Consider the following 11,205-nt stretch of genomic DNA (forward strand, 5'->3'; position numbering starts at 1 on the left):
GCTGCACGTCGCGTGCAGGGCTCAGACCGCAGCGTGATCGAGCGACAGGCGCTCGCGCACCACTTCCACCAACCGGTCTGGCTGGAACTTGGACAGGAAGTTGTCGCAACCTACTTTCTTCACCATGGATTCGTTGAAACTACCCGACAATGAAGTGTGCAGTACGACGTACAGCCCACGCAGCCGAGGTTCGTTGCGGATCTCGGTGGTCAGGCGATAACCATCCATCTCGGGCATTTCCGCATCGGTGAAGATCATCAGCAATTTCTCGCAGACATCCTCCCCAGCATCGGCCCAGCTTTTGAGCAGGCGCAGCGCCTTGAGACCGTCGCTGGCGACGTGCAGCTTCATCCCCAGTTGCGACAGGGTGTCGCGCAGTTGCGCCAGGGCCACGCTGGAGTCGTCGACCAGCAGCACTTCGCGACCACGAGCACGGGCCAGTACCGGATCTTCGAGTTTGTCGCGCGAGACCTTGGCGCTATACGGCACGATCTCGGCCAGAACCTTTTCCACGTCGATGATCTCGACCAGCTTGTCATCGACCTTGGTGATGGCTGTCAGGTAATGCTGGCGGCCGGCGCTGGTGGGCGGCGGCATGATGGACTCCCAGTTCATGTTGACGATGCGGTCCACGCCGCCGACCAGAAACGCCTGCACCGAGCGGTTGTACTCGGTGACGATGATGGTGCTGTCAGGCCCCGGTTGCAGGGGACGCATGCCGATCGCCTGGGACAGGTCGATCACCGGCAGGGTCTGCCCACGCAGGTTGACCACGCCGCATACGAAGGTGTGGCGCTGCGGCATGAGCGTCAGCTTGGGCAACTGCAGCACTTCCTGGACCTTGAACACGTTGATCGCGAACAACTGTCGACCGGCCAGGTGAAACATGAGGATTTCCAGGCGGTTCTCGCCCACCAATTGCGTGCGTTGATCTACCGTGTCGAGAATGCCAGCCATTGCACAACCCCCAGGCTTTGAAGCGAAAATATTGGATGCATCTGACCTGTATCGGCACAATTGGCCAGAGCTTGATGCACGCGACAAAATCCCCGAACGGCGATTGATATCACTTTACCATCATGCTTAACTGCTGCCACCTACTTCAAAGCCCTAGCGCCGCCTCGCAAACACCTCATCAGGGAAACCCTTAGGTTCAATCGGGAGCAACCTGATATTCGCGATATCCTTTAGCCATTAATGTGACGCCATTCTCAGTGCATGGACGGAGTCAGGCTTTTGTCAGCGAACATCTGGATGTGGTTACCCCCTGCTTGCTCGTCGCGCAGCGGAGGCTGACGATGGAACGCGGGCCCTCTAACTCCGCCGTGTTGCGGGAATTTATGCCAGATGCGCAAGCCTTGCTCAAACGCGCCCAGGAGTGCTTGCAGCATCTGGCACTGATCGGCAACGACCCCGACGCCTGCCGCTGCCTGGACGAATGTCTGCACACCCTGGCCCAAGGCGCGAGCGCATCGGGGATGCGCGAAATATCCTGTTACTCAACCGTGCTGCGGCAGTTACTCCAGCCCAGTTGCGAGGGTTGTCGGTTACCGTCTGGCGCGCTTTCGGCGCTGGCGGAGTGTCTTGATCTGCTGGATTGGCAACTGGAGTTGGTCGATCCACACACAGGCCAACTGCATTTGGACGGCACGGAGCAGCAATTGCTCGTCGGCGCCTTGGCCAGTGCCCTTGACCAACCTTGCCCCTCCCCCGCGTCGGCAACGCGTTCCCTGAATGAGTGAAGAGACCATTCCCACTAACGAGTCAAAGTGTTGCCCCATCAACACTCGGTAACTTGTTGGATAGGTCAAGTAATGTCAGGGCCGTGATAGCGCATTAGCTTAGTTATTCAAGAAGTTTCTGATTCTGTAGAGATAATAGCGCATGGCCATTTTCTCCAGGGTTCACTTAACCTCTGCGCGCCCCGTATTAACTCGGCTCAGAGCAACTAAGCAGCCGCGACCAAATCGATTCGAAGTGATACCATGCGCACTAAACAACACCCACCACACGCTGGTTCCACACTAATCAGCGTGTTCATTGTTGATTGAATAAGCAGGTCATTCACAGCGCCAAGGCGTGTTTCGCGACCTGCGCCGGCAATTATCCAGTGGCTTTCCAATCTATGCTTTCACGCTTGAAGATTCCTCTGCATTGCCGCCCGCGCGTCACCTGGCTGCCTGCGGCGACTGCGTTGCTCTGTGCGGCCTCCTTGATCGCCAGCGTGGTCGCCTATGCCAGCGCTCAACGCTTGTCGACGGCGGCGCTCATCCTGCAATTGATCGCCCTGCTCGCCGTCGCGTGGCAACTGTGCCGCTGCAGGGGCGCGATTCATCTGCAGCCCGAGGAACTGGCAGAGCGCATGCTCGAAGTCCAGGAGGGCGAACGCCAGCGCCTGAGCCGCGAACTGCATGACGACATCGGGCAGTCGCTCACCGCCGCGAAGCTCCAGCTCGACTGGCTACGGCGTCGGATGCCGACCACGCTGCTCCCGCACTGCGACATCTTGCGCGACACGCTCGACACCACCTTGGACAGCGTGCGCGATGTGTCCGCGCTGCTCAATCCGCGACAACTGAACAGTCAGGGCCTGGAGGCAAGCTTGCGGGCTCACCTACTGCGAGCGCTGGAAAACAGCGACGTGCATTGGAGCCTGGAATGCCAGCAGCGCCTGGGTGGTATCGGCGAAGCGGTGACCATGGCAGCTTTTCGCATCACCCAGGAGGCAGTCACCAACGTGCTGCGCCACGCCCGTGCACACAACCTGTTGATTCGCCTAAAGCGCACGCCTGAAGGTCTGCGCCTGTCCATCAAGGACGATGGCATCGGCTTTGAGCCGACCCACGTCACAGGGCTGCGCGGCCACGGCGGCATGGCCGGCATGCAGGAGCGGATAGCCGCGCTGCAAGGCCGCCTGGAGGTGATCAGCCAGCCCGGTCAAGGTACCCGCATCGAAGTCTTGTTCCCTTGGCCTGCACGCCGCGAAGAACGAGCCAGCACGGCACATTGCGATGATTAGGCTGCTGCTGATCGATGATCATTCACTGATTCGAGCCGGCGTGCGTGCGCTGGTCACCGACCTCGTCGGGTATGAAGTGGTGGGCGAAGCCGATGACGGCCAGCACCTTCTGGAGAGGGTACAAAGCTTGAGCCCGGACATCGTCCTGCTGGACATTTCCATGCGCTCGACCAACGGCCTGGATGCCTTAACCCAACTGCGCGACAGCGGCTGCGCGTGCAAAGTACTGATCCTGTCGATGCACACCGAGCCGGACTTGATCATGCGCGCGCTGGAAAGCGGCGCACACGGCTATCTGCTGAAAGACACCAGCGCCAGCGAACTGGAGCACGCCTTAGGTGCCTTGTGCAGCGGCGAACGTTACCTGAGCCCAGCCATCGCCCACACGGTGATCAATCAAGCCCTGCTGCGCGCCCAGAGCAGCAGGCCGTCTTCCAGCGACCGGCACCACCTGACGGCCCGGCAATTGGAAATCCTGCGCCTGATCGTGCGCGGCAAATCCACCCGGGAGATCGCCAACGGGTTGGGATTATCGATAAAGACCGTCGAGACCCACCGCTCGCAGATCATGAAACGCCTGCAGATCTACGATGTGGCGGGCCTGGTGCTGTTCGCCGTGCGCGAAGGCATCATCAGCCTGGATGACTGAGCAAGGGGGAGTCGCTGGGCAGGTGCACGCGCAGTGCCCCCGGCACGGCTTCGAAGCGCAGACTGCCCTCTTTCAACGGTTCGCCGTCGAGATTCAGCGCCAGCCCTTCAGCCTGGCCGATCTCCACCCAAGGCAGCCGCGCCCGCACGAACAGTTCCTCACCACTGAGCAAGTCGCGCAGTGCCCCAACCATGGCTTGAGGCGCGGGCAGAATGGCGACCTCCAGCAGTCCATCGTCAGCCAGGGCCTCAGGGCACAGCACATGACCTCCGCCCGCCTGACGACCATTGCCGACCGCCAGCGCCAACAACTCGCCCTGCCAATGGAAGTCCGGGCCGTGCAAGGTGGCCGAAGCCACCTGCAGCTCGCTGAAACGTGACAAACCGGTGAACAGATAGGCCGCCCCGCCGAGCACTTTCTTCAGATCCTCCGAGGTGCTGGCCGTCACTTGACTGCCGAAACCACCGGTGGCCATGTTCAGGAACATTTGCTCGCCGACACGCCCAAGGTCCACTGCCCGCGCGGGCACATGAAGCAATGCCAATGCGGCTGCCGGCTCCAGCGGAACCCCCGCCGCGCGGGCGAAATCGTTGGCGGTGCCAAGCGGCAGCAGCACCAGGCTGGCTTGACCATCGGATTGGGCAATGGCCTCGGCGATATCGCGCAAGGTGCCGTCCCCGCCTCCCGCCACGATTTGCGTGTAGCCGGCGCTCAACGCCTCCTCGACCAGGCGCCGGGCATCGCCGGCTTCCCAGGTCAAGCGCACGTCCAGATGCTGGCCACGTTCACGCACGGCCCCTACCGCCTCGCGTACCTCTTCGTTCAGCGCCTGCTTGCCGTGCAGGATCAACATCGCCTTGTGCCCGTGCATCCGAAACTCTCCCGATAGACGCCAATTGCAATCTCGACCACCGAAGATCGACGAATGCTGCACGCCGTCGATCGAATCTGCGCTAATCCCTGCCGGATGGGTTTAGTTGCTTGAGGTCGGACGCTAATCGAGCAATTCGCTGAAAGGGATGAACGGGACACTGTCGCCCATGGCCACGGTGCGACCTTCGTGCACCTCGACCAGCCCTTGTGCCCAGACTGCACTGCGCAACACGCCAGAGCTCTGGTTGGGATAAAGGCACACCTGGCCGTCCTCGATACGTGCCCGTAGATACTCGCGGCGACTGCCAGGCTTTGGCCAGTCGAAGCCTGCCGGGACCGAGAAGCGCAACGGTGCCACCTCGCTGACGCCAAGCCGACGCAGCAGGTAAGGTCGCGCCAGCAAGGCGAAGGTGACCAAGGTGGAGGCCGGGTTGCCAGGCAGTCCGATCACCGGCACACCCCGCCATTGCCCGCAAGTCAGCGGCTTGCCAGGCTTGATTGCAAGCTTCCAGAGTGCCAGCTCGCCCGCCTCGCGCAGCGCCATGCCCAAGTAGTCGGCCTCGCCCACGGAAACGCCGCCGGTGGAGAGGATCAAATCGACTTCGCCCAGATGCTCCAGGCATTGGCGGGTCAGCGTCAGATCGTCGGCGAGGATCCCGGCGTCGATCACTTGGCAGCCCATGCGCTGTAACCAACTGACCAGCAGTCGACGATTGCTGTTGTAGATCTGTCCGGGCCCCAGGGACAGTCCGGGCTCGACCAGTTCGTCGCCGGTCGACAACACCGCGACGCGCGGGCGTCGAAGCACCTGAACCGTGGCATGCCCCAGGGTCGCAGCCAGACCCAGCTCGATCGGCCCCAAACGGGTGCCCGCGGCCATGATCTGTTCGCCGGCACGGGTTTCCTGGCCTTGGGGCCGCACGTTCTGCTGGGCGACAAGCGGGTGCAGGAAACGCACCCGGCCGTCTGCGAGCACCTCGGTGTTTTCCTGCATCTCTATGCAATCGGCGCCTTCGGGCAGCGGTGCCCCGGTGAAGATCCGCGCACAGGTGCCCGCTTGCAAAGCCGCCGGCGCATGGCCGGCGAAGATGCGTTGGCTGACCGCCAGAGGCTGATCGTGCAGGTCCTCCAGGCGTACGGCGTAGCCGTCCATGGCGCTGTTCGGCCAAGGCGGCAAGTCAAGGGTGGCAACCAGCGCCTGGGCCAGCACGCGCCCCTCGGCCTCGCCCAGGGCGACCTCCTCGACTTCCTCGATAGGCGCCGCCTCGGCCAGCGCCAGCAGGCGCTCCAAGGCCTGCTCCACCGGCATCAAGGGCCGGCTCGCAGCCACCTCAGCCACGACTTTCACAGGCCGGTGCCTGCTTCAAGTGAGCGACGAAATTGCACGGACGATGACGGGCGTCGAGTTGCTCGGCGAGAATGCCGTCCCAACCCGTACGCACCGCATTGGTCGAACCGGGCAGGCAGCATACCAGGGTACCGTTGGCCAAACCTGCCAGCGCACGGGACTGCACGGTGGACGTGCCGATATCCGGCACCGATATCTGGCGGAACAGCTCACCGAAGCCATCGACCTGCTTGTCCAGCAGGCACGCGACGGCTTCCGGCGTACTGTCGCGACCGGTGAAGCCGGTCCCGCCGGTGATCAGTACGACCTGCACAAGGTCATCGGCAATCCAGGTGGCGACCTGGGCGCGAATCTTGTACAGGTCGTCCTTGAGCAGCACACGCTCAGCCAGCCGGTGCCCGGCAGCGGTGAGCCGGTCGACGAACAGTTGGCCAGAAGTGTCGGTGTCGAACGCACGGGTGTCACTGACCGTCAGCACAGCGATGTTCAGCGGCACGAAGGGAGTATCTGCCTTGGCTTTCATGGGAATCCGTCATGCGGGAAGTAAAGCGCCCGTTATAGCACAAGGCCGCCTCCGTCCTGGATCGGTATCCACGCGATTGTCCTTGCACTGCACGCCACGAGGAACTTTGCATGCTCAGGCAGCGTCAGAGGCACATCATGCACCATCGAAATGGAGACACACGATGATCCAACGGACCCTCCCCGCCTTCCTGCTTGCCCTGGGCCTGGCTGCCGTCGCCGGTTGCGCATCGCCCACCGTCATCACGCTGAACGATGGCCGCGAGATTCAAGCCGTGGACAAACCTTCCTACGACGAAGACTCCGGCTTCTATGAATTCGAGCAGCTCGACGGCAAGCGTGCACGCATCAACAAAGACCAGGTGCGGACTGTCAAAGAGCTCTGATTCGCACCGCTTTTGAGGCAAAGGCCCTTTACACAACAAGGGCTTGCGTTAAAAAATGCGATGCAGTAGGATTTTGCCCATCGGAGTGTAGCGCAGCCAGGTAGCGCGTCTCGTTCGGGACGAGAAGGCCGCAGGTTCGAATCCTGTCTCTCCGACCAAATCCTTCGAAAAGCCCGCCTCGTGCGGGTTTTTTGTTGCCTGTGGAAAGCATGCAACGCCGCTTGTTCATCCTGTTGGAACTCTCGAAGGCTCAGTGGGATCGCATGCCGAGTGAGCACAGTGCCTATAGCTCATCGATCTAATTGGGGCACTGGAGCTTTATCGTGCTTTCTGTTGGACTGTGCGTGTCGTGATACCGAGGGAACTGTCACAGGTCAGTCACGGCGAGCGTTTAGTCTGAGCTTGCAACCTGAAGAGGAGACAGGAAATGAGCTTGCAACATAGCAGCGACACCGTTAAGAACGCCCAGCACACTCAACATCAGGTGTGCGGCTCGATCATCGATGCCCAAGGCCGCGAAATTCCGATCACCGAGCAGATGATCCAGAAGGCCTGCAAGGAGCTGGAGGAAAGCCGAGTGGAGAAGATCCGCCAGGCTTGAGCCTCACCGAATTGCTTACACCCGGCGCCTGCGCCGGGTTTTTCATTTCTGGCGGGCCGAAAACGCTCTAAAAACAATCGAGGACGTTTTTGTACACTAAATCGCCCTAAAGCTTTGCCAGGTACGCGCCGAAACAGGGTAGATAGCATGTGGCCAGTGTTACGGCGGGCCACGCCCTGCGTGTTTTCCCACGAATGGTTCGTCCCGATGAAGATAAAAAATAAGCTGGTGATTGCGTTCGTTCTGGTGGCATTTATCCCGGTGGCCTTGGTCGGCGCCATCTCCGTGCTGAACATTCGCACCGAGGCCGTCGATCAGTTCATCGATGGCAGCACCCGTGAAATTCGTCAGATCGACGGCAACATGCGCCAGTTCTTCGACGGGACCCTGCAGAACGTCGAGCAGATGGCGACCGACCCCTTCTACACCTCGGTCAGCACCCTGAAGGACTACACCGCGGCCGACGCCGCCAGCCGCCCACTCCCCGCCTCCGCTCAACAGGTCATCGACGCCTTCGCCCGCTACGGCACCACCCATCCGGCCGCCGCGATCCTCTCCATCGGCCTGGAAGACGGCACCTACGCCAAATGGCCAGACGACCCCAAGCTCGCCAGCTATGACCCCCGTACCCGCCCCTGGTACAAGGCCGCCATGGCTGCACCGGGCAAGACCGTGCGCACGGCGGCGTACTACTACGACAAGGATGACGTCGCCCTGGTCGGCACGGCCCGCACCCTCAACGACGCTGCCGGCAAGCCTAAGGGCGTGTTCGTGGTCAGCGTGTCACTCAAGAATCTCACCGAGCTGATCAAGAGCATCAAGCTGGGCGACAGCGGCTATGTGATGCTGATCGAGAACGGTACGGTGCTGGTCGATCCGCGCGATGCCAGCCACGGTTTCAAGCAGCTCAAGGACCTCGGTGCGCCTTATGCGCAACTGGCGGCCACCGAACAGGGCTCGACCGAGGTGGTGATCGACGGGGTGCGCTACATGGCCAACGTCTGGACCTCGCCGGTGCTCGGCTGGCGCTTCGTCGGCCTGATCGAATACAGCGAAGTGATGGGCGCCGCCACCTCCATGACCTACCTCACGATCGTCATCGTGCTGGTATTGGCGCTGGTCTTCGCATTGATCGCCGCCGCGTTCTCGCGAGTCATCGTCAAACCCATCGGCCAAGTGAGTACCGGCCTGCAGCAAATAGCCCAAGGTGAGGGCGACCTGCGCCGCGACCTGGTGGTGCAAGGCAAGGACGAAACCGCCGAGTTGGCCGGCTGGTTCAACAAGTTCCTCGCCGCGATCCGCCAGCTGATCCAGCACATCGGCGCCGCGTCCGGTAACTTGCATGAAGCCTCTCGCGCCAACAGCGAGCTGGCCGGCAGCATGAATGAAGCCGCCGGTCGCCAGCGCGAAGCCGTGGAACTGGTCTCCACCGCCTTCAACGAGATGGTCGCCACCGCCAACGAAGTGGCCCGCTCGTGCAGCAGTGCGGCGGGCGCTGCGGAGAACGGACATCGTCGGGTGGCCGAGGGCAAGCAGCAGATCGAACAGACCACCGACAACGTCAACCGCCTGGGCACGCGCCTGAGCGAATCGTCGCAGGCGATGATCGAACTCGAAGAAGGCAGCCGCAACATCAACCAGATTCTCGGCACCATCCGCGCCATCGCCGAACAGACCAACCTGCTGGCGTTGAACGCAGCGATCGAGGCCGCCCGCGCTGGCGATCAGGGCCGTGGCTTCGCGGTGGTCGCCGACGAAGTGCGGGCACTGGCCAAACGCACCGCCGACTCCACGGGTGAAATCGATCAGTTGCTCAACGCGCTGGGCAACAAGACTCAAGAAGTGTCGCAGAAGATGGACAGTTGCCTGGACCTGTCGCGCGCCAGCGTGTCATCGATCGAAAGCGCGCGCGACAGCTTCGAGGGCATCCAATTGTCGGTCAACGAGATCCGCGACCAGAACCTGCAGATTTCCGCCGCAGCCGAGGAACAGCACAGCGTGGCCGAGGAGATCAACCGGCATATCCAGCAGATCTACGACGAGGCGCGCCTGGTCGAGGGTCTGGCCAGCTCGGCACAATCGGACTCCGGGCGGTTGTCGCAGTTGTCGGAAGAGCTCAACGGCCTGGTCGGACGCTTCAAGTCCTGACCCCGACTCAGTAGCCCACAGCGCGCTCTTCGACACACAGAGGTGCGCGCTGACCGTAGACGGCACCGGTCACGGCGCCCACAACGCCCATGATCAGGCAGAAGCCTACGCACACCCAGGGGCTCCACGGCATCAGGGCGATCAACGCCAAGGGCGTGGTACTGGCCCACAGCGCATAGGCCAGGTTGTAGGTGAAGGAGATCCCGGACACGCGGATCTGCGCCGGGAACAGTCCGACCATCACCGACGGCACCACGCCCACCACGCCGCAGCTCAGACCCGCCAGCGCGTAGGCCAGCCAACTCCAGCCCCACTGCCCCATAAGGCTCGCATACAAGAGGCCAATGCCCAGCGGCAGGACCAGGCTGTAGAGCATCAGCGCGCGCCAAGCGCCGATGCGGTCGACCAGCAGTCCGGCCAGCACGCAGCCGATATTGAGAAAGACGATCCCGACGCTGCTCAAGGCGAAAGTTCGCCCGGCATCGATGCCAAAGCGCTGCTGCATCACGGTGGGGGTAATCACCACCAGCACCACCACCGCCGAGGTCAGCACGCAGGTCAGCAGCGCCGCCGGGATCAGCGAACGTCGGTGCTCGGTCAACACGCTGCGCAGCGGGAACGCCACGGGCGGCGTCCGGCGTTCGCGCAGGGCCAGGAAGACTGGCGTCTCGCTCAACCAGCGGCGCAACCATACGCCGAGCACGCCGAACACGCCGCCAAGCACGAAGGGATAGCGCCAGGCGAATTCGAGGATTTCCTGCGGGCTATAGAGTCGGGCCAAGAGCGTGGCGACCAACGCCCCGAGCAGGTAGCCGAAGGTCAGGCCTGCCTGGAGAAAGCCCAATGCATAGCCACGTCGACCCGGTGGCGCATGCTCGGCGACGAAAGCCCAGGCGCTGGGCACCTCGCCACCGACGGCGGCGCCCTGCAGGATGCGCAGGGCCAGCAGTAGCAGCGGCGCGGCGTAGCCGATATCGGCGTAGGTGGGCATCACGCCGATCAGCAGGCACGGCAGCGCCATCATCAGAATGCTCAGGCTGAAAACGCGCTTGCGGCCCAGGTGGTCGGCGAAATGGGCCATGAGAATACCGCCCAACGGGCGCGCCAGATAACCGGTGACGAAGATCCCGAAGCTCTGCAATAGCCTTAGCCACTCGGGCATCTGCGGCGGGAAGAACAGTTGGCTCAGGGTCAGGGCGAAGAAAACGAAAATGATGAAATCGTAGATTTCCAGCGCTCCGCCGAGGGCTGCCAGGCCCAGGGTCTTGTGGTCCCTGCGGCTGAAGCGGGGGGCTCTAGGGGGGGCGATGGGGGTCATTGGGATCTGCTGAGCTGGGGTTTGGGGGGCACAGGATAGCAAAAGCTGAAAAGCGGGGGTTTTTGGGGGCTGCTTGTCTTGGGTGAATATCCGTTGGCTTTGGTGAGGCTTAGTCACCTTTTCGCCTTTACGGCGACCCCCTTTTTTTCTTGGAAAAAAGGGGGGCAAAAACCGCTTGCTCCCGCATACGGCCCCTGCGCTGCGCGCAGGGGTTCCCTCGCGCCGGCGTCGCTCCGGGAGGACCGCGCTTAGGGGCCGTCCTGGCCCCAAGCGCTTGACGGGCATCCATGCCCGTCACCTCCCTGCGCAACGCCTATGCTCGGCCTCCTGAGGTCGCGGTT

General features: G+C 62.3%; 11 protein-coding genes, 1 tRNA gene and 1 pseudogene. 8 read left to right on the forward strand and 5 right to left on the reverse strand.

Features of this window, described 5'->3' with window-relative positions; translation table 11 throughout:
- Positions 1 to 21 precede the first annotated feature (21 nt).
- The gene (locus tag Q6A47_RS18225; RefSeq protein ID WP_304485009.1) at positions 22 to 957 is read right to left on the reverse strand and encodes a chemotaxis protein CheV; all 936 of its coding nucleotides are present in this window, start codon (positions 955 to 957) and stop codon (positions 22 to 24) included.
- A 341-nt stretch (positions 958 to 1,298) separates the two neighbouring features.
- Here Q6A47_RS18225 and Q6A47_RS18230 point away from each other — a divergent pair, with 341 nt between their 5' ends.
- From Q6A47_RS18230 to Q6A47_RS18240, 3 genes are all read left to right on the forward strand, one after another.
- The gene (locus tag Q6A47_RS18230; protein ID WP_080754715.1) at positions 1,299 to 1,742 is read left to right on the forward strand and encodes a hypothetical protein; all 444 of its coding nucleotides are present in this window, start codon (positions 1,299 to 1,301) and stop codon (positions 1,740 to 1,742) included.
- A gap of 383 nt (positions 1,743 to 2,125) precedes the next feature.
- Positions 2,126 to 3,019 (forward strand): sensor histidine kinase, encoded by an 894-nt coding sequence (locus Q6A47_RS18235; RefSeq protein ID WP_039576547.1) that lies wholly within the window; start codon positions 2,126 to 2,128, stop codon positions 3,017 to 3,019.
- Positions 3,012 to 3,668: a response regulator gene (locus Q6A47_RS18240; protein ID WP_039576545.1), complete on the forward strand. Its 657-nt coding sequence runs from the start codon at positions 3,012 to 3,014 to the stop codon at positions 3,666 to 3,668. The genes Q6A47_RS18235 and Q6A47_RS18240 overlap by 8 nt, the downstream gene beginning before the upstream one ends.
- Here the strand turns inward: Q6A47_RS18240 and yegS are convergent.
- The 3 genes from yegS to moaB form a co-directional block, all read right to left on the reverse strand.
- Positions 3,652 to 4,539, reverse strand: a complete 888-nt coding sequence (gene yegS / locus Q6A47_RS18245; RefSeq protein WP_304485010.1) for a lipid kinase YegS — start codon at positions 4,537 to 4,539, stop codon at positions 3,652 to 3,654. The genes Q6A47_RS18240 and yegS overlap by 17 nt on opposite strands.
- A 123-nt stretch (positions 4,540 to 4,662) precedes the next feature.
- Positions 4,663 to 5,889: a molybdopterin molybdotransferase MoeA gene (locus Q6A47_RS18250; RefSeq protein WP_304485011.1), complete on the reverse strand. Its 1,227-nt coding sequence runs from the start codon at positions 5,887 to 5,889 to the stop codon at positions 4,663 to 4,665.
- On the reverse strand, positions 5,873 to 6,412 hold the full coding sequence (gene moaB / locus Q6A47_RS18255) for a molybdenum cofactor biosynthesis protein B (protein ID WP_029613519.1): 540 nt from the start codon (positions 6,410 to 6,412) through the stop codon (positions 5,873 to 5,875). The genes Q6A47_RS18250 and moaB overlap by 17 nt, the downstream gene beginning before the upstream one ends.
- Before the next feature lie 163 nt (positions 6,413 to 6,575).
- Between moaB and Q6A47_RS18260 the strand changes: the two genes are divergently transcribed.
- The 5 genes and pseudogenes from Q6A47_RS18260 to Q6A47_RS23085 all read left to right on the forward strand — a co-directional run bounded on the left by Q6A47_RS18260 (position 6,576) and on the right by Q6A47_RS23085 (position 9,546).
- The gene (locus Q6A47_RS18260) at positions 6,576 to 6,797 is read left to right on the forward strand and encodes a YgdI/YgdR family lipoprotein (RefSeq protein ID WP_029613518.1); all 222 of its coding nucleotides are present in this window, start codon (positions 6,576 to 6,578) and stop codon (positions 6,795 to 6,797) included.
- Positions 6,798 to 6,878: 81 nt separating this feature from the next.
- A tRNA-Pro gene (locus Q6A47_RS18265) sits at positions 6,879 to 6,955 on the forward strand.
- Positions 6,956 to 7,224: 269 nt separating this feature from the next.
- Positions 7,225 to 7,398: a PA1571 family protein gene (locus Q6A47_RS18270; RefSeq protein ID WP_162889501.1), complete on the forward strand. Its 174-nt coding sequence runs from the start codon at positions 7,225 to 7,227 to the stop codon at positions 7,396 to 7,398.
- A 207-nt stretch (positions 7,399 to 7,605) separates the two neighbouring features.
- Positions 7,606 to 8,643 (forward strand): annotated as a pseudogene (locus tag Q6A47_RS23080) (cache domain-containing protein); the annotation flags it as partial.
- Between the two features lie 198 nt (positions 8,644 to 8,841).
- A complete protein-coding gene (locus Q6A47_RS23085; protein WP_369811552.1) occupies positions 8,842 to 9,546 on the forward strand; it encodes a methyl-accepting chemotaxis protein in 705 nt (234 codons plus the stop codon).
- A 7-nt stretch (positions 9,547 to 9,553) separates the two neighbouring features.
- Here the strand turns inward: Q6A47_RS23085 and Q6A47_RS18280 are convergent, their stop codons facing one another.
- Positions 9,554 to 10,864: an MFS transporter gene (locus Q6A47_RS18280; RefSeq protein WP_116887916.1), complete on the reverse strand. Its 1,311-nt coding sequence runs from the start codon at positions 10,862 to 10,864 to the stop codon at positions 9,554 to 9,556.
- Between the last annotated feature and the right edge of the window lie 341 nt (positions 10,865 to 11,205).

This window comes from Pseudomonas boreofloridensis (genome assembly GCF_030580795.1).
Taxonomy (GTDB): domain Bacteria; phylum Pseudomonadota; class Gammaproteobacteria; order Pseudomonadales; family Pseudomonadaceae; genus Aquipseudomonas; species Aquipseudomonas boreofloridensis.

Excerpts from the sequence above, each read along its gene's own strand:
- Q6A47_RS18225 (WP_304485009.1), bottom strand. The coding sequence starts at position 957 with ATGGCTGGCATTCTCGACACGGTAGATCAACGCACGCAATTGGTGGGC.
- Q6A47_RS18230 (WP_080754715.1), top strand. The coding sequence starts at position 1,299 with ATGGAACGCGGGCCCTCTAACTCCGCCGTGTTGCGGGAATTTATGCCA.
- Q6A47_RS18235 (WP_039576547.1), top strand. The coding sequence starts at position 2,126 with ATGCTTTCACGCTTGAAGATTCCTCTGCATTGCCGCCCGCGCGTCACC.
- Q6A47_RS18240 (WP_039576545.1), top strand. The coding sequence starts at position 3,012 with ATGATTAGGCTGCTGCTGATCGATGATCATTCACTGATTCGAGCCGGC.
- yegS (WP_304485010.1), bottom strand. The coding sequence starts at position 4,539 with ATGCACGGGCACAAGGCGATGTTGATCCTGCACGGCAAGCAGGCGCTG.
- moaB (WP_029613519.1), bottom strand. The coding sequence starts at position 6,412 with ATGAAAGCCAAGGCAGATACTCCCTTCGTGCCGCTGAACATCGCTGTG.
- Q6A47_RS18260 (WP_029613518.1), top strand. The coding sequence starts at position 6,576 with ATGATCCAACGGACCCTCCCCGCCTTCCTGCTTGCCCTGGGCCTGGCT.
- Q6A47_RS18270 (WP_162889501.1), top strand. The coding sequence starts at position 7,225 with ATGAGCTTGCAACATAGCAGCGACACCGTTAAGAACGCCCAGCACACT.
- Q6A47_RS23085 (WP_369811552.1), top strand. The coding sequence starts at position 8,842 with ATGGTCGCCACCGCCAACGAAGTGGCCCGCTCGTGCAGCAGTGCGGCG.
- Q6A47_RS18280 (WP_116887916.1), bottom strand. The coding sequence starts at position 10,864 with ATGACCCCCATCGCCCCCCCTAGAGCCCCCCGCTTCAGCCGCAGGGAC.